The organism is Kamptonema formosum PCC 6407, assembly GCF_000332155.1.
GTDB classification, from domain to species: Bacteria; Cyanobacteriota; Cyanobacteriia; order Cyanobacteriales; family Microcoleaceae; genus Kamptonema; species Kamptonema formosum.
Genome location: NZ_KB235903.1, coordinates 1,946,147 through 1,963,679, shown reverse-complemented (window position 1 = coordinate 1,963,679; position 17,533 = coordinate 1,946,147). Strand labels below are relative to the sequence as shown.

The following is a 17,533-nucleotide window of genomic DNA, read 5'->3' as shown; positions in this document are numbered from 1 at the left end:
TGTGCTAAAGGACTAACAATGGCCGGCTTACTCAGGGCATCCGAAGAAGGGCTAAAAATCATTGATATGGTAAGACGCAATCTCGGATGGAATAAAACTGAGGATACTTGGTGTCTCGCAGCCTTAGTTTCAACAGCTACCTTAAAGCGGTTTTGGGCGAGAATAGGAATTAGACGAGAGAACTTTATCAATATTTGCAAAGCAGTAGAAATAGAAAACTGGGAATACATTGCTGAAGGCTACAAAATTAAGCAAACAGAACCACTTTTAGCCGCCGCGATCGCAGATATCCCCCTAGACTCTCAAAACGATAAAAACTTCCCCCTCCCTGAAAATTTACCCCCCGTGAGAAATTGGGTAAATCGAACAAAAGAAATTGACATCTTAAAAGCTACACTGATTAACTCAGATATCGCCGCCATCTCAATTGTCGGCTTACCAGGAATCGGAAAAACTGCCCTCATTAGCCAACTAATTCGTCAAATCCACACAGAAAATACCCCCTTCACCGCCGTTGCTTGGCAATCATTACAATCTGCAACAGGCAAAGCACTTCCTTTTGATTGGACGATAGACTCCCTACTATTCACCCTATCCAACGGCGACATCACAACAGCCGTCACTACTCAAGATGACTCTTTAAAAAAGATAGAAAAACTGATAAAAATTATCAAGACTAAACCTTGCTTAATTGTCTTCGATCGCACCGAAACACTCCTCAAAACTAAACAAGCACAAACCGCAGGCTACTTCGCAGACGACAGTGCCGAATACCCTTGGTTATTCCAACAACTATTAGAAACAGAACATCAAAGTAAAATCCTATTCACCAGTCGCGAAAGCTTAGCCGAATTGCCGCCAACTGTCACCCGTGAAATCCAGTTAAACGGACCAAACCAAGATGCCGCAATTACCCTATTGCAATCTTTAAATCTGACTGCAAACCAGGAAGAATTAGCCGAACTTTCCCATCGCTATCAAGGACATCCTAAAGCTTTACAACTGGTCGCTGCATTAATTCGCGATGATGACGAATTTCAGGGAAATGTCGGAAAATTCTTGCAGGATAGAGATTGGCTACTCATTCGAGACATTGAAAACTTAATTGATGAAATGATCCTCCGCCTCAGCGAATTAGAACAAACTTGCCTCAGCCGAATTTCAGTGTACCAAACTTCAGAATATCCCCTATCTTTTGCTGCAATTGCTACTCAAATGCCAGAAGTAAGTAAATATGAACTTAAAGAAAATATTATCCTTGCCCTCAAGCGCAGGCAACTGTTATATTATGATTACCAATGCGAATCTTATCAATTGCATCCGCTAGTCAAAGAAAAAGGCGATCGCTTATTAAATCAAAACTATGAAAATGTTCGCACTGCAAATTGTCAAGCTTACGATTATTTTATCAGCATTCCCCTCAAACCTGAATCTGAATGGCAAGATATTGAGGATATTAAACCACTAATCAGAGCGCACTATCATGCGTCTCAGGCAGAAGATTTAGATGCTGCAAAGGCGATAATTGCTGAAGTTTACAAGTATATGCAACAATGGAATTGCACAGAGAATTTAGGGGTAAATCTACTGTCACCATTATTGACTGAAACCCATAAACTTAAAGCTAGTGTAGATGAATATAGCGACCACTTCACGTCAAACTCTTAGTCCGACAGGGGTTAAAACCCCTGGCGGCTTAAGCCATTGCTAGGGGTAGTTTCCGCCCTCTCAAACAGTAGCTACGCTACCATAAAGATCGTAAATATCAGCATTAGTAATGTTTACGCGCACCATAGCCCCTAAAGAGGCCTCCCCCTCAACATAAACCAAGCCGTCCACATCAGGGGAAAAACGAGCCGATCGCCCGATTAATTCTCCTGTCTCTGGATTTTCCTGTTCCAGCAACACATCCACCACTTTACCTACAGACTTTTGATTATTCTTCAGCGAAATCGGTTGCTGCGCCGCCATCACTGCTTCCCGTCGCGCTTCCATTACCTCTTGCGGCAATTGATTGGGTAAATCGTGGGCGGGTGTTCCCTCTTCTGGAGAAAATGTGAATACTCCAACGTGATCGAATTCGTGACGCTTGACAAATTCTAATAAATGTGCTGCGTGTTCCTCTGTTTCCCCAGGGAAGCCGACGATAAAAGTTGTCCGCAAGATAGCATCAGGCATAGAGGCTTTAATCCGCTCAATGATGCTATCATTTACTCCTGCTTGAAATGGCCGATTCATGGCCCGCAAAATTTCCGGGTGGGAGTGTTGCAAGGGTAGATCCAAGTAAGGCAAAATATTGGGTGTTTCCTGAATTGCTGCCATTACTTTCGGGGTTAAACCGGTAGGATAGGCGTAGTGCATCCGAATCCAAGGTATATCAACTTTACCTAATGCGTGTAACAGTTCGGCTAATTTGGGTTCGCCGTAGATGTCTTTGCCATAATTGGTAGTAATTTGGGAAATTAAGATAATTTCTTTTACGCCTTCGGCAGCTAATTGTTCGGCTTCGGCGACAATAGATTCGATGGTGCGCGATCGCTGATTTCCGCGCAAATGAGGGATAATGCAAAATGCACAGCGATAGTCGCATCCTTCGGCAATTCGCAAGTAGGCGACAGCTTCCGGTGTAGTGCGGTAGCGAGGGGTGTTTTCATCGGCGATGTAGGTAGGTTCAGCGGAAACTAAGGTAACGCGATCGCCTTTTTCCACTTGTTCAATTACACCAACAATTTGATGATAATCCCCAGTGCCAACCAATGCCACTGCTTCTGGCAATTCATTGAGTAAATCTTGTTGAAAATGCTGTGCCATACAGCCAGCAATCACAATTTTTTTATTAGCTTGAGCTAATTCTACCAAAGTGCGGACGGATTCTTCCCGCGCTGCTTGGATAAAACTGCAAGTATTAACAATAACGTAATCGGCTAACTCTTCATTGGCATCAACTTGATAGCCTGCTTGTGCCAATAAGCCAATCATGTGCTCGGTGTCTATGCGATTTTTTTCACAACCGAGGTGAGTAAATGCGATCGTTGGCTTAGTTGCCATATAGGATTTATCTTTAGGAGATTTCTACAAACGTTTTAGTATAGCACACAAGTTGACAATTGACAATAAATGAGGGAAGATTACCTGAAAAATCTATATTAAGTGCAAAACTTTTTAAGCGATCGCCTGTGACATACGATAACATTTGTAAATATCTAGCAGAAGAGTATCCTGTTTCATTTGTCCGCTGGCTACTCCCAACTAACACCGAGGAAATTCAGGTACTCAAAACTGAACTCAGCCTCGAACCTATTAGAGCAGACTCGGTGACATTCTTGCAAGTAGCAAACCAAATTCTACACCTAGAATTTCAAACTGAGCCTGCTTCCGAGCCACCAATGCCGCTCAGAATGTTAGACTATTGGGTGAGGCTGCATCGTCAATATCGGTGCGACATCGAACAAGTCGTGATTTTTTTAACGCGCACGAGTTCCCAAACTGCCTTTACTAATCAGTTTACTGCTCGTAATACTCAGCACCGCTACCGAGTAATCCGAATGTGGGAACAAAACCCCGCACCTTTACTGGCAAATCCTGAACTTTTACCCTTAGCTGTGTTAGCGCGATCGGATAATCCCAATACTTTGCTACAACAAGTAGCAGAACAAGTTGCTAGCATTGAAGCACCGGATGAGCGGCAGAATCTTTCAGCTTGTATAGAGATTTTAGCAGGTCTGCGGTTTAATACAACATTGATTCGCCAACTATTCAGAGAGGAGATTATGCGTGAATCTGTAATTTATCAAGAAATCATCCAGCGAGGAGAGCAACAAGGACTACAACAAGGACTACAACAAGGATTGCAACAAGGATTGCAACAAGGATTGCAACAAGGATTGCAACAAGGATTAGGAGAGGAAGCGTTAGCATATACTATGCGCTTGCTAAATCGTCGTATTGGTGAGATTAATACTCAGCTACAAGCAAAAATTCGTCTGTTATCTGTTGTGCAATTAGAAAATTTGGGTGAGGCGTTATTGGATTTTTCTGATGTTAGTGATTTAGTTGCTTGGCTAGATACTAATCATTAAGAATAACCAGTTTTTCAGTTGTTCACCAATGATTCAGAGAGGACATTATGCGTGAGTCTGTAATTTATCAAGAAATCATCCAGCGAGGAGAGCAACAAGGTCTCCAACAAGGACTACAACAAGGACTAGGACAGGAAGCGTTAGCATATACTATGCGTCTGCTAAATCGTCGTGTTGGGGAGATTAATGCTCAGCTACAAGCAAGAATTCGTCTGTTATCTGTTGTGCAATTGGAAAATCTGGGTGAGGCGTTATTAGATTTTTCTGATGTTAGTGATTTAGTGGCTTGGTTGGATGCTCATCAGCAAACATAACTAATTTTTTGAATATATTGTAGGGTAGGCAAAGCCGACAATCATTTATAACTATTCAATCTCAGCTTGTTGTAGCTTTGTCTACCCTATATTTAACAAAATCTTAATTATTATTTTACAAATATACTCCAAGTTAGATGTTAGAAAATAGAGTGTTTGCTACAATCAGCGTAAGAATTAGGACTACTGTACTATGTCTGACTTAAATCGCGGCATCATGAAATTTAAGGGAGCCGATAGCCCAACGGCGATCGCAGTCTCAGCGATCGCGATTCTGGGTGGTATCAGTTTCCTGATCTGGTGGGCACTACAATCAGCCTACGCTTTAAGCTAATCACCCAGTCGGGTGAGTCATCTGGATGAAGTTGGACGCTCCCAGCGGTAATACTCTTGTAATATAGTTGTAGTAAAGACGCGCAATGGTGCGTCTTTACTTTTGATGGCCCGATGGGCCGTATTACAAGTAAAACCTATGGCAAGCTTTCGGGACATCCTCAAATATTACGAGGGCTATTGGAAAACTTCTGTCCTCAGTATAGGAGCATCCAGCGCCTTTGAACTAATCGATCTGATTGTTCCCTACGCAATTGGTCAAACTTTAAACGTTTTGTCGGGTAAACCGCCAGATGCGATCGCGCAAAATTTAATAAATGCGATCGCCTCCGCCACTCAACAACCCGTCAATCAGACATTATCCCTATCAGTATTGCTGGGCTTAATTTTCCTAGTCACCGTCTGTAAAGCCCCTGTACAGACTTGGCTTGGCCCCTGGTTTCACTGGGTAATTGCCTTAAAAGCGCGTCGGGATCGCACGCAAGGCGCGATCGCCAAAATCCTCACTGTACCCCTAGAATTTTACGACGAAAACAACCCTGGACGCATTGCCAGCCGCATTGCCAAAGGACTAGCAAACCATACCTGGACATACCCAGAAATTGCCGGTGAACTAATACCCGAAGTTGTGCGATTAATAGGCATCTTTGCCATAATTTGGCTAATAGAATGGCGGATTGGCTTATTAATTTTGGTTTCTTTCCTATTTATCCTGAGTATCACCCTCAAAAGTCTTAAAACCCTGACTGATAGAGAAGAAATACTCGATAAATATAGCGAAGATACCGAAAGTCGCAATTCAGAAATTATCACTAATATCAAAACCGTCAAAGCTTTTGCCACCGAAACAGTCGAACTACAACGACAAACAACACGGCTTAACCGCGAGTTAAAAGTTGTCATTGACCGCATCCATCGAGGATATGTGAACTTGGGAGTATATCAGAGAACAATTACTCAGTTTTGCCTGTTCTCAGTTCTAGGTTTTAGCCTAGCAGCAACGGCTGACGGTCAGATTTCTCTGGGATACTTCGTTACGACTTATACATTAGCAAGCATGGCTTATTCACAAATAACTCCGATCAGTAATCTTGCGGAAGTATTTGCTCGCCGCTATTCTTCAATGATGCGGTTTCACGAGTTTATACAGTTGCCAGATGGTGCTGATGGGGTAAATTTGGAACAGGAATTTACAGCCGAGTTAATACGTCCATCATACAAATTTACTGGCAAGGTTGAGTTTTCTCATCTTACTTTTGGGTATGACCTCGAAAAACCGGTGTTACAGGATATTGATTTGTTAATTCATCCCTGTCAAACTGTAGCTTTAGTAGGTAAATCGGGCTCCGGTAAGTCTACTTTGGTGAAGCTATTATTTCGGTATTTTGAACCGAAAGCAGGTCGCATTCTCATTGATGGTGACGACATTCGCACATTAGATGTGACTGCTTACCGCCAGCGTTTGGCGATCGTTCATCAAGAAGTTGATGTTTTCAATGGTACTTTGTTGGATAACTTGATTTATGGCAATCGGAAAGCTACTTTTGAACAAGTTGAGGATGCTTGTCGGATTGCGAAAGTAGATGAGTTTATCCATCAATTGCCCCAAGGTTATCATACGGTTGTCGGCGAACGCGGTGTGCGGTTGTCAGGTGGTCAGCGACAGCGGTTGGGAATTGCGAGGGCGCTATTAGTCGATCCAGATGTGCTAATCTTTGACGAAGCTACTTCTAGTCTGGATTATGAATCAGAGCGATCGATTCAGCTAGCAATGAAAAATATCTTGGGGACGCGGACGACGATTATTATTGCCCATCGGCTGAGTACGATTCGCGAGGCGGATCGGATTGTGGTTCTTGACCAAGGTCAGATTGTGGAAGTTGGTACTCATGAGGAGTTGTTAAGCCAAGGAGGGATTTATCGGCGATTACACTCGCTACAAGAAACAGGCGAACTAATTGCTTAGGTTTTTCTCCCTGGGTTTGCAGGTTATGTGTCTACAGGAGTATAGGATGCAGTTGAGCTAGAGTGCTATTCAGTAAGGATAGCACTTCTGCCTGTTGAGTCTGGGGAAAATCTCGTTATATCAACCTTCTTGGTAGTTAGGACGTTCTGAGTTACTGAAACTCGCTGATTCTATTCCCTTCTTTCCCACTTCCCCATCTCCCCCATCTCCCCCCTCTCCCCCATCTTCCCCCTCTCCCCCCATCTCTCCCATCTCCCCCTTCTTCCCCATCTCCTCCTCTCCCCCATCTCCCCTATCTCCCCCATCTTTCCCCCTAGCCCCTAGCCCCTAGCCCCTAACCCCTAGCCCCTAACCGCTGAAAGCGGTTGCTATATATGAAGTTTTATTAATTTTCCCAAAAATCTCATTTACCCCCTTGCACAAGTAGAGGGAGTACTGCTACTATTAATGATTGTGGGTGCAAATGGGTCGGTGCCCGAGCGGTTAATGGGGGCGGACTGTAAATCCGCTGGCTACGCCTACGCTAGTTCAAATCTAGCCCGGCCCACCACAAATAAATTAAAAATTAAAAATTAAAAATTAAAGATTTAAACTTTTTAACTTTTAATTTTATCTGCCCTTGTAGCTCAGTGGTAGAGCACACCCTTGGTAAGGGTGAGGTCATGAGTTCAATCCTCATCAAGGGCTTTGGTTAGATGAATGAGTTACGGCTTGCTGTGGTCGAGGGTTAAATTATTTGTCCGCGTTAACAGATTATTGTCTTACTTTACGAAATTACAGTCCTTAAAAGCAGATACGCTTACAAAAGTGTGAAATATCTATTTTGGCAGACCTCTGCTTTACCGTCAAACTAACGAATTGTTTGTCACGAATAGATATTCCGGGTGTAATTGCTAACTTATCACTCCTATCTTTTTTTAACACAAGTTGGTCAAATATCAGCTCTGTCTGGGTTTCCGGCGGGGTTATCACCTCGCCAGTCAAATTATACCTCCTACCTGATACCTTAATAAAAGCCACCTCTCCATAAAATCAGCAATTTAGATGACCGCAATCGAATCTACCCAACACAAAAAAGCCAAGGCCCTCAAACCAAACAGCCGCCGTCCCGCTAAAGAACTGTGTAGCGAATGCGGGTTGTGCGATACATATTATATCCATTATGTCAAGGAAGCTTGTGCCTTCCTAACTCAGCATATCGCAGAACTGGAAGCAGAAATACACGGGCGATCGCGGAATCTCGACAACCCCGATGACTGGTATTTCGGCGTTAATCAAACCATGATGGCTGCCCGCAAAAAAGAGCCAATTGAGGGCGCACAATGGACGGGAATTGTTAGTACAATTGCCATAGAAATGCTGAATCGCGGCATAGTTGAAGGCGTAGTTTGCGTCCAAAATACCAAAGAAGACCGCTTTCAACCGATGCCAATTATTGCTACAACCCCAGAGGAGATATTAGCCGCTAAAGTCAATAAACCAACGCTTTCTCCCAACCTTTCAGTATTGGAACAAATCGAAAAATCGGGGATGAAACGGCTGTTAGTGATTGGCGTTGGCTGTCAAATTCAAGCTTTGCGAACTGTGGAGAAAAAACTAGGTTTAGAAAAGCTCTATGTTTTGGGTACTCCCTGTGTTGATAATGTCAGTCGTGATGGTTTGCAGAAATTCCTAGAAACTACTAGCCGTTCTCATGAAACAGTGGTGTCTTATGAGTTTATGCAGGATTTTAACGTTCATTTTAAGCATGAAGATGGAACTACTGAAAAAGTGCCATTTTTTGGGCTAAATACTAAGGAACTTAAAGACGTTTTTGCCCCATCTTGTCTGAGCTGTTTTGATTATGTTAATAGTTTAGCAGACTTAGTTGTAGGCTATATGGGCGCACCTTTTGGCTGGCAATGGATTGTGGTAAGAAATGATACGGGACAAGAGATGTTAGACTTAGTAATGGAGCAGTTAAATACTCAGCCTGTGATGTCTCAAGGTAATAGGATGCCCGCTGTTCAGCAAAGTATTCCTGCCTATGAAAAAGGAGTAACTTTGCCAATGTGGGCGGCAAAATTAATGGGAGTATTTATTGAGAAAATTGGGCCTAAAGGTTTAGAATATGCGCGGTTTTCGATTGATTCTCATTTCACTCGGAATTATCTCTATGTGAAGCGGAATCACCCAGAGAAATTAGAGGCTCATGTGCCAGAATATGCTAAGCGAATTGTCGGACAATATAAGTTGCCAGAATCTTAGGTAATACTAAATCTGGGTGAAAAAATCCTTGATAATACTTGGCGGTTGAAACCGCTACTACACAAACAAAGTCCGCCTACGCGGACTAAAGAGTAAAGCGATTATTTAAAAAGAATGGGATCGACAAGAAAAATTAAATTATGGGATCGTACTGCATTAATTAGACTTGCTATCTTGAGTATTGTAGTAATCATTATAATTTGTGGGCTATATTTAACTATGATTGCCATGCCAGGGAAAAGCTATAAGGGGACAATTCCCCCTTTAACTCCACAGGAAATTTTGATGCGTGATACTTTACGCCGCGATGTAGAAAAGTTAGCTGGTGAAATTGGAGAACGCAATTTTATTCAATATCAGAAACTTGCCGAAGCTGCTGATTTTTTATCAACTTCATTTCAATCTGCTGGCTATCAAGTGGAACGACAAGAATATAAAATTGATGATAGATTTTATTATAACATTGAGGTAGAGATTCCAGGGGGTAAAAATGCAGATGAAATTGTGGTAGTTGGCGGACACTATGACTCGGTGGTAGGTAGTCCTGGGGCGAATGATAATGCAACTGGGGCGGCGGGAGTCTTGGCTTTAGCGAGAATATTTGCGGATAAAAAACTCAACAGAACACTGCGTTTTGTTGAATTTGTCAATGAGGAACCGCCTTTTTTCTGGACTGCGAATATGGGAAGTTTAGTTTATGCGAAAAGATGTAGAGAACGTAATGAAAAGATTGTAGGGATGTTGAGTTTAGAGACAATTGGTTATTATTCAGATGCTCAGGATAGTCAGAAATATCCAGCGCCATTAAATCTACTTTATCCTACTTCTGGGAATTTTATTGGATTTATTGGTAATACGGGGTCAAGTAAGCTGGTGAGAGATGCGATCGCATCTTTTCGCCGCCATGCTCAATTTCCCTCGGAAGGTGCAGCAATTCCTGGTGTTATTCCCGGTGTGGGTTGGTCAGATCAATGGGCTTTTTGGCAGCATGGTTATCCTGGTTTGATGGTGACTGATACGGCTCCTTATCGTTATCCTTTTTATCATACTTCTGAAGATACACCTGATAAAGTTGATTGGGAACGGACGGCGAAAGTGATAGCTGGATTAGAGAAAGTTGTGGCTGATTTGGTGGGAGTTGATGTTAATTAGATTGAGGTAATCGAAACCCTACTCAAGTTTATATCCTACAAAATTCAAAATTCAAACCTTTACTAACTAAGCCGGCCCCACAGCATCGATCGCAGCTTCCAGCGCGATCGCAACATGAGTCCAATGCGTCCCCCCTTGACAAAAAGCAATATAGGGTTCCCGCAACGGCCCATCGGCAGAAAACTCCGAGGTACTCCCATCAATAAAAGTACCACCAGCCATCACCAGCTCACTCTCATATCCCGGCATCGGTGCAGGGATAGGATCTAAATACGAACCCACTGGAGAATTCTGCTGAATTGCCCTACAAAAAGCCACCAACTTTTCGGCACAACCAAACTCAATCGCCTGAATTACATCTCGCCTTTTTGCCGCAGGCATGGGATTTACCTTATAGCCCAAATTATAAAAAACATAGCTAGTTAAATGATTCCCCTTCATCGCTTCTCCCACTAACTGCGGTGCCAAAAATAAACCTTGAAATAGCAAACGATTTAACTCAAAAGTCGCACCCCCAGCACTACCAATTCCCGGCGCTGTTAACCGACAAGTTGCAGCCTCTACTAAATCGGCTCTACCTGCTACATAGCCCCCAGCAGGCACTATCGTACCACCTGGATTTTTAATCAGCGAACCCGCAATCAAATCAGCACCTACCGCTGGGGGTTCGCACTCATCTACAAATTCTCCGTAACAATTATCTACAAAGCAAATTGTGTTAGAATTCTGATGCTTGACTATTTGAACGATTTTTTCAATATCAGAAATTGATAAACTCGGTCGCCAAGAATAGCCGCAGGAACGTTGGATAAAAACGAGGCGAGTTCTGTCTGTAACAGCAGATTTTAAAGCCTGCCAGTCCACGCTTCCATCCTTACTCAGAGGCAACTCGCGGTAACTAATGCCAAACTCAATTAGAGAACCTTGACCTTGACCCCGCAGACCAATAACTTCTTCCAAGGTATCGTAGGGAGCACCTGCTACTGCCAGCATTTCGTCTCCAGGACGGAGAGTGCCGAACAAAGCGCAAGCGATCGCATGAGTTCCCGAAACAAACTGGACTCGCACCGCAGCGGCCTCGGCCCCCACGATGTCAGCAAACACGCGATCGAAAGTCTCACGGCCCAAATCGTCATGACCGTAGCCTGTTACTCCTGCAAAATGGTGGACACCTACGCGATGGTGGCGAAAGGCATCAAGAACTCGTTTGAGATTTTGCTTGACTGTCGCGCCAATTCCAGAAAAAATCTGAAAGAGTGCCTGCTCTGCTTCTTGTAGCCGTTCAGTGCTATTCATCCTCACCTCGCTCACTATCTGAGTGCGCGGTGTTTATTATGGCGCAGATGCGGCCCCTTAGTTAGTAAACCTTTTATCTTCATGACGATCGCAACTTCAACAAAACTTAGCCCTGATTGGACAATCATAGGCTTTATGGCATTTCTCCATATTGGAGCCTTGTTTGCTCTCGTGCCTAGTAACTTTAGCTGGCCAGCCATCGCCCTAGCCCTATTTATGCACTGGGTAACAGGCGGTTTAGGCGTTACCTTGGCATTTCACCGTTTAGTAACCCACCGCAGCTTCCAGACCCCAAAATGGCTGGAATACTTCCTGGTTTTTTGTGGAACCCTCTCTTGCCAAGGCGGCCCCATCGAATGGGTAGGAATGCACAGGTTGCACCACCAACACTCCGATACTGAACCAGATCCCCACGATTCCAATCAAGGTTTTTGGTGGAGTCACATGGGTTGGATGCTCTACAAGCTGCCGATCAGAGATCAAATCCCCCGTTACACCAAAGATATTGCTGACGACCCAGTTTATAAATTTTTCCAAAGCTACTTTATACCCATCCAAGTTGCCTTTGGCATCTTGCTCTACTTCTTAGGCGGTTGGCCTTTTGTAGTTTGGGGCGTTTTTGCACGCATAGTCATCGTGTTTCACTGCACTTGGCTGGTCAATAGCGCTACCCACAAATTCGGCTACCGTACCTATGATGCAGGCGATCGCTCCACTAACTGTTGGTGGGTAGCAGTCCTCACCTACGGTGAAGGTTGGCACAACAACCACCACGCCTTTCAATACTCCGCTCGTCACGGTTTGAAATGGTGGGAAATAGATCTGACTTGGATGACAATTAAATTTTTGCAAACACTTGGTTTAGCCACCAAAGTAAAACTCGCAGAAGCAGAAAATTAGCGATCGGTAATAGGTAATGGGTAATTGGTAACGGATCGAAATCTATTGCTGATTGCCTAAACCGAACTCATTACCGAGAGTCTGCGCTCAAAAAAAACAACTCATTTACTTCTCAAAACTTTCTATCCAGATCGAGCATGACAATTGCCACCGAACCCAAACTAGAACTCAATTGGACGCACATTATTAGTTTGGCAGTAGTTCACATTGGAGCCCTGTGCGCCCTCTTCCCAAGTAATTTTAACTGGGCAGCCGTTAGTTTAGCCATTATTCTCCACTGGGTAACAGGCGGTTTAGGCATCACTTTAGGATGGCATCGCCTAGTTAGCCACCGTAGTTTTCAGACACCAAAATGGGTAGAATATTTTCTAGTTTTTTGCGGTGTCCTTTCCGGTCAAGGAGGAGTAATTCACTGGGTGGGATTGCACCGAGTCCACCACCAACACTCCGATCAAGGAGCCTTAGACCCCCACGATTCTCGGCGCGGCTTTTGGTGGAGTCACATCGGTTGGATGTTTTATCATTGTCCTGCTCTTGACACCATCGATCGCTGTACAAAAGACATTGCTGACGACCCAGTTTATAAGTTTTTCCAAAATTATTTTCTCCCCATTCAGATTGCTTTTGGTCTTTTACTGTTGTTAATTGGGGGTTTACCTTTTGTCGTTTGGGCAATCTTTGTTCGTCTGGCTTTAGTATATCACTGTACTTGGTTTGTTAACAGCGCTACTCATAAATTTGGCTATCGCACTTACGAGACAAGTGACAGTTCTACTAACTGCTGGTGGGTAGCTTTAGTTACCTACGGTGAAGGCTGGCACAACAATCACCACGCATTTCAATACTCTGCTCGTCACGGTTTAAAATGGTGGGAGATAGACCTAACTTGGATGACAATTCAATTGCTACAAGCACTTGGTTTAGCAACTAAGGTGAAACTGGTGCAAAAGTAATATTGGTAATGGCTAATGGCTAATGGCTAATTGCTAATGGCTAATGGCTAATGGCTAATGGTTAATAGCTAATGGCTAATGGTTAATAGCTAATGGCTAATGGCTAATTGGTAATGGCTAATGGCTAATTGGTAATGGCTAATGGTTAATAGCTAATGGTTAATCCGTTTTACCTACTTACCTAACTGATAGGTTAATAGGTAAAATTTATATCTAGGATAGCTGAAACCTTGAGTAGGTAATAATTTGCCACCAAAGCTGTGAGTCGTGGCTGTGGTTGATTGAGACGCTGGCTGCGATCGCACAGCATTAGAAGGTATTGACATCTACACCCAGCTAGAAACACAAAAGCCATGCTCGACCTATAAAATACTGATTGTTACCAGCAATCAGGTTGAGGATGGCTATACGAACAAAATAGAACTATTATTACAACCGATGGGAGGACGATAGTCGCCCACCCAAAATTTATACTGCTGTCGGTTACAAGTTAAAAGTTATTGCTAAAAGGAGTTTAGATCGACTGACCCCAATCTTTAAATCGTAAGAATTCAGGTCAGGTGTGCGATCGCCTCAATATAAATGACCTGTAAATCCCAGCCTAGAGACAGTCAACAACAGTCATAGCACTTACACAAACAAAAATAGCAAAAAACTAAAGGTACCCATTGCTTCGTTTCACTCGCAATGACAGAATTACGTAAATAATGCGTAAGCCCTAACTTAACCGAATTCACAACAGTATGGCACAAGAGCGAAATTTAACAGTTGTAATCACAGGCGCATCATCAGGAGTCGGTTTGTACGCTGCTTCAGCCTTTGCCAAAAGGAAGGAATGGCACGTAGTCATGGCCTGTCGTGATTTACCCAAGGCAAAAAAAGCAGCCGAAGCGTTGGGAATGCCCACCGATAGCTACACGCTAATGCACATCGATCTAGGCAGTTTATATAGCGTTAGGGAGTTTGTGAACAACTTCCGGGCAAGTCGTAGATCGCTGGATGCTTTGGTGTGTAACGCTGCCATTTATATGCCTTTATTAAAGGAACCCTTACGAAGTCCAGACGGATTTGAATTGAGTATGGCCACAAATCACCTTGGTCATTTCCTCCTCTGTAACCTGATGTTAGAGGATATGAAGAGATCCAGCTTTCGCGATCGGCGGTTGGTAATTTTGGGAACTGTCACCCATAACCCAGACGAGTTGGGCGGGAAGATTCCACCGCGACCAGATTTGGGCAATCTTGAAGGTTTTGAAAAGGGTTTTAAGGCACCAATCTCGATGATTGATGGTAAGAAATTTGAACCGGTCAAAGCCTATAAAGATAGTAAAGTTTGCAACGTGCTGACGATGCGCGAACTGCATCGCCGCTATCACGAATCTACGGGAATTACTTTCACTTCTCTTTATCCCGGCTGTGTTGCGGAAACACCTCTATTCCGCAATCACTATCCTTTGTTTCAGAAAATTTTCCCATTATTCCAGAAGTATATTACTGGTGGTTTCGTGTCGGAAGAATTATCTGGCGAGCGCGTGGCGGCGGTAGTTGCCGATCCTGAATATCGTCAATCTGGTGCTTATTGGAGTTGGGGAAATCGACAGAAGAAAGATGGTCAATCTTTTGTGCAAACAGTTTCTCCCCAAGCAAGAGATGATGAGAAAGCTGAGCGGATGTGGGATCTTAGTGCTAAATTGGTAGGAATTGCGTAATTGGTAATTGGTAATTGGTAATTGGTAATTGGTAATTGGTAACAACTAACAACTAACAACTAACAGTTAACAGTTAACAATTACCAATTTAAACCTCTGAAACCGCAAGTAGGCGCAAAATTTTATCAACATCGCCTAACTCTCCCACAATCCGGCGCACCGGGCGCGGCCACACTTTAATCAAAGTAGGCGTAGCAGAAATTTGATCCGCTTCTGCTTGATCTGGATGTTTAAAAACATCAATCACCTTCAAAGTATAGGGTTGACCCAGAGTTTGATCTAAAAGTTGGTGCAAAGTCTTAAGAGTCCTTTCAGTAGCGGCGTTATTACCAGAGACAAACAAACGCAAGACATATCCTTGAGTTTCTAATGGCGGGGTAGCTTCCGCATCTGCATAAAGCGATCGCGCAACTCCCCCACTCCGCCGCCGCAGCGCCAGTAAGCTTCCTATCTCACTCTCCGACTGAGATTCACCACTCGGAAACTGTACAATTAACTCATGATTTTCCCAAAGTTCAGGAAATTGGTTGTAATAAGTAGCGATCACCATTGGATTGCAAAGTTCCTCAATACGGACGCGCCAAACTAAATCTTGAGTCTCAAACACCGCATTCAGTAAAGTTTGATGTCGCAGAACTGGGGGATAAGCTTCAGCCGAAATTCGCATCTGCTGAGTCTGGGGATCGAGCCATCGGTCAATAGTTGCTGTGTAACAAGGGACGAGAAAATGGGGAGGTTCTGACAAACCCAGCATTTCTTGTAGAGCTGCACATAAATGCAAATGCCATCGACTTTTTTTGCTGGGGTCTATACAGTAGATTAAATCTCCCCCTGGCGTAAAAAGTGCAATGCCTTTAAAAAGTTGTGGTAAGGGCTGGCGGTCAGAATTCAAAGAAAAACACCAAAGAAATTGTTAACAGTTAACAGTTAACAGTCAACTGTTAACATTTTTATTTGCGATCAAACTCGGCCTCGGAGCATTTGAGCCATTTCGTTCGCAGCAGGGGAGTTTTCAATGCAAATCTCTTCAGTGATACGACCTTCTTGATAGAGTGTATACAGAGACTTGTTCATTGTCGTCATACCCTCATAAGTATCCTTGATCATAATTTGGTTAATTTCCTCATTCTGCCCCTTGAGAATGTATTCCTTAACCACGTCGGTATTGATCAGAATGTCGTGGAAAGCAGCCCGCTTACCATCTGTAGTTTTACATAGTAATTGAGCAATGACTGCCACCAAAGACTCAGCGATTGAAACCCGCATCGCTGGCTGTTCTTCAGAGGAGAACATATCCAGAATCCGAGTCAGGGTTTTAATAGCACTGTTCGTGTGCAGCGTCCCTGCTACTAAGTGACCCGTTTGGGCGGCTTTAAGAGCGATTTCCACCGTCTCTCTGTCCCGAATTTCTCCTACTAGCATCATGTCCGGGTCTTGCCGCAGAGCTCCTTTGAGAGCGTTAACAAACTTGAGGGTATGTCGGCCGACTTCCCGGTGCTTGATCAAAGATTTGCGGCTTGTGTGTACAAATTCTACGGGGTCTTCAATGGTAATGATGTGATGGGATTTGTTCTTATTGATATAGTCAATCATTGCGGCCATTGTGGTGGATTTCCCAGAACCTGTTGGCCCCGTCACCAAAATTAAGCCTTTGTGGTAGCCGCATACTTTCCTAAAGACCTCTGGTAGCCTCAATTGCTCCATTGTCAAAATTTCGGCTGGAATTAGACGTAATACCATTGCTGGGCCAGCTAAGGAGTCAAAAGCGCTGATCCGAATGCGAGTAAAGCCAAAGTCAAAAGCGCCGTCAAAGTCTAAGTTTTTCTGGAAGTAGGCAATTTCTTCATCGCTCATACACTCCCGCAGCCAACTCATAAAAGTATCTAAATCGGTTACGGGATAACCGGCATCGGTAATGTCGCCACGTTTGCGGAACCGGGGAAGTTCATTTACTCCCAAGTGAAGGTCAGAAATGCCTTCTTCTTTGGCTCGCATCACCATCTCCTTCAAGGTGACGTTACCAGCGGCGAGGCCCGGGCCTGTGGAACTTGGGGGTGCGGCGGCTGGAGGTGGAGCGGCTGGTGTTGCTGGTGGTGGCGGTGGTGCTGCTGCTTTGGGTACGCCAGGTACTGGAGGTCTTCCTCCTGGGGGGGGTGGTGGGGGAGCGCCGGGAACGGGAGGACGGGGTGCTGGCGGACGCTGTGATTGTGTCATAAGTGCGCTACCTTGTTTAGGGGAAAGGTTGTTTGGACAAAGGATTTATCCAGGTTGGGCAAGGGTCAATTAGGCTGCTGTGCGCTTTACTGAACAGCTTAGCTATTCAGACCGATCTATTTCAAGGGGATTTGACTCCCAGACCGGGCAATCAAATATTCTTTCTTTAGCAGGATGGCAGTAAAGTTTTTCTACATCCTAAGATAGATCTTACTAAGATTGATAAAAAAGTAGCGATTATCAAGTTTTTGTAAATTTATTCCCCAAAATTTTTCCTTGAGGATTCCTGAGTGGTTTAGATCGGGGAGTGTCAAAATTGTTAAAGTTTTGCTAAAAGCTGGGATTTACAGAATCTTTATCGTTAAAATGA

16 protein-coding genes and 2 tRNA genes are annotated in these 17,533 nt (G+C 43.9%); 12 read left to right on the top strand and 6 right to left on the bottom strand.

Annotated elements, in window-relative coordinates:
• The first annotated feature begins 18 nt into the window (after nt 1-18).
• Nucleotides 19-1,668: an ATP-binding protein gene (locus OSCIL6407_RS0113560; RefSeq protein WP_007356567.1), complete on the top strand. Its 1,650-nt coding sequence runs from the start codon at nt 19-21 to the stop codon at nt 1,666-1,668.
• A gap of 60 nt (nt 1,669-1,728) precedes the next feature.
• Here the strand turns inward: OSCIL6407_RS0113560 and rimO are convergent, their stop codons facing one another.
• On the bottom strand, nt 1,729-3,048 hold the full coding sequence (gene rimO, locus OSCIL6407_RS0113555; protein WP_007356566.1) for a 30S ribosomal protein S12 methylthiotransferase RimO: 1,320 nt from the start codon (nt 3,046-3,048) through the stop codon (nt 1,729-1,731).
• A gap of 128 nt (nt 3,049-3,176) precedes the next feature.
• Here rimO and OSCIL6407_RS0113550 point away from each other — a divergent pair, with 128 nt between their 5' ends.
• From OSCIL6407_RS0113550 to OSCIL6407_RS0113535, 4 genes are all read left to right on the top strand, one after another.
• Nucleotides 3,177-4,079, top strand: coding sequence for a DUF4351 domain-containing protein (locus tag OSCIL6407_RS0113550; protein WP_007356565.1), 903 nt, complete (start codon nt 3,177-3,179; stop codon nt 4,077-4,079).
• 47 nt (nt 4,080-4,126) lie between these two features.
• The gene (locus OSCIL6407_RS0113545; RefSeq protein ID WP_007356564.1) at nt 4,127-4,393 is read left to right on the top strand and encodes a DUF4351 domain-containing protein; all 267 of its coding nucleotides are present in this window, start codon (nt 4,127-4,129) and stop codon (nt 4,391-4,393) included.
• Nucleotides 4,394-4,586: 193 nt separating this feature from the next.
• Complete coding sequence (locus tag OSCIL6407_RS36240; protein WP_007356563.1) at nt 4,587-4,727, top strand: hypothetical protein; 141 nt, start codon at nt 4,587-4,589, stop codon at nt 4,725-4,727.
• A 138-nt stretch (nt 4,728-4,865) separates the two neighbouring features.
• On the top strand, nt 4,866-6,692 hold the full coding sequence (locus OSCIL6407_RS0113535; RefSeq protein ID WP_007356562.1) for an ABC transporter ATP-binding protein: 1,827 nt from the start codon (nt 4,866-4,868) through the stop codon (nt 6,690-6,692).
• Between the two features lie 120 nt (nt 6,693-6,812).
• Here the strand turns inward: OSCIL6407_RS0113535 and OSCIL6407_RS35370 are convergent, their stop codons facing one another.
• Nucleotides 6,813-6,962: a hypothetical protein gene (locus OSCIL6407_RS35370; protein ID WP_019487332.1), complete on the bottom strand. Its 150-nt coding sequence runs from the start codon at nt 6,960-6,962 to the stop codon at nt 6,813-6,815.
• A gap of 195 nt (nt 6,963-7,157) precedes the next feature.
• On the opposite strand from OSCIL6407_RS35370, the gene OSCIL6407_RS0113525 reads away from it, so the two are divergent.
• From OSCIL6407_RS0113525 to OSCIL6407_RS0113510, 4 genes are all read left to right on the top strand, one after another.
• A tRNA-Tyr gene (locus OSCIL6407_RS0113525) sits at nt 7,158-7,242 on the top strand.
• Nucleotides 7,243-7,307: 65 nt separating this feature from the next.
• Nucleotides 7,308-7,379 (top strand) — tRNA-Thr (locus OSCIL6407_RS0113520).
• A gap of 357 nt (nt 7,380-7,736) precedes the next feature.
• Nucleotides 7,737-8,939, top strand: a complete 1,203-nt coding sequence (locus OSCIL6407_RS0113515; RefSeq protein WP_007358223.1) for a Coenzyme F420 hydrogenase/dehydrogenase, beta subunit C-terminal domain — start codon at nt 7,737-7,739, stop codon at nt 8,937-8,939.
• Nucleotides 8,940-9,158: 219 nt separating this feature from the next.
• Complete coding sequence (locus tag OSCIL6407_RS0113510; protein ID WP_007358224.1) at nt 9,159-10,091, top strand: M28 family peptidase; 933 nt, start codon at nt 9,159-9,161, stop codon at nt 10,089-10,091.
• A 66-nt stretch (nt 10,092-10,157) separates the two neighbouring features.
• Here the strand turns inward: OSCIL6407_RS0113510 and OSCIL6407_RS0113505 are convergent, their stop codons facing one another.
• On the bottom strand, nt 10,158-11,387 hold the full coding sequence (locus tag OSCIL6407_RS0113505) for a methionine gamma-lyase family protein (RefSeq protein ID WP_007358225.1): 1,230 nt from the start codon (nt 11,385-11,387) through the stop codon (nt 10,158-10,160).
• 81 nt (nt 11,388-11,468) lie between these two features.
• Here OSCIL6407_RS0113505 and OSCIL6407_RS0113500 point away from each other — a divergent pair, with 81 nt between their 5' ends.
• The gene (locus OSCIL6407_RS0113500) at nt 11,469-12,287 is read left to right on the top strand and encodes an acyl-CoA desaturase (protein ID WP_007358226.1); all 819 of its coding nucleotides are present in this window, start codon (nt 11,469-11,471) and stop codon (nt 12,285-12,287) included.
• A 137-nt stretch (nt 12,288-12,424) separates the two neighbouring features.
• Nucleotides 12,425-13,240: an acyl-CoA desaturase gene (locus OSCIL6407_RS0113495; protein WP_007358227.1), complete on the top strand. Its 816-nt coding sequence runs from the start codon at nt 12,425-12,427 to the stop codon at nt 13,238-13,240.
• 173 nt (nt 13,241-13,413) lie between these two features.
• On the opposite strand, the gene OSCIL6407_RS35365 is transcribed toward OSCIL6407_RS0113495, so the two are convergent.
• Entirely contained in the window at nt 13,414-13,566 is a 153-nt protein-coding gene (locus tag OSCIL6407_RS35365; protein WP_155523396.1) for a hypothetical protein, read from the bottom strand.
• A 417-nt stretch (nt 13,567-13,983) separates the two neighbouring features.
• On the opposite strand from OSCIL6407_RS35365, the gene OSCIL6407_RS0113490 reads away from it, so the two are divergent.
• Nucleotides 13,984-14,949 carry a protochlorophyllide reductase gene (locus OSCIL6407_RS0113490; RefSeq protein ID WP_007358228.1) on the top strand — a complete coding sequence of 322 codons (966 nt, stop codon included), beginning with the start codon at nt 13,984-13,986 and terminating at the stop codon, nt 14,947-14,949.
• 88 nt (nt 14,950-15,037) lie between these two features.
• Here the strand turns inward: OSCIL6407_RS0113490 and OSCIL6407_RS0113485 are convergent, their stop codons facing one another.
• Together OSCIL6407_RS0113485 and OSCIL6407_RS0113480 are read right to left on the bottom strand one after the other, a co-directional pair.
• On the bottom strand, nt 15,038-15,841 hold the full coding sequence (locus OSCIL6407_RS0113485; protein WP_019487330.1) for a circadian clock KaiB family protein: 804 nt from the start codon (nt 15,839-15,841) through the stop codon (nt 15,038-15,040).
• 68 nt (nt 15,842-15,909) lie between these two features.
• Complete coding sequence (locus OSCIL6407_RS0113480) at nt 15,910-17,163, bottom strand: type IV pilus twitching motility protein PilT (protein WP_007358230.1); 1,254 nt, start codon at nt 17,161-17,163, stop codon at nt 15,910-15,912.
• Nucleotides 17,164-17,533 lie beyond the last annotated feature (370 nt).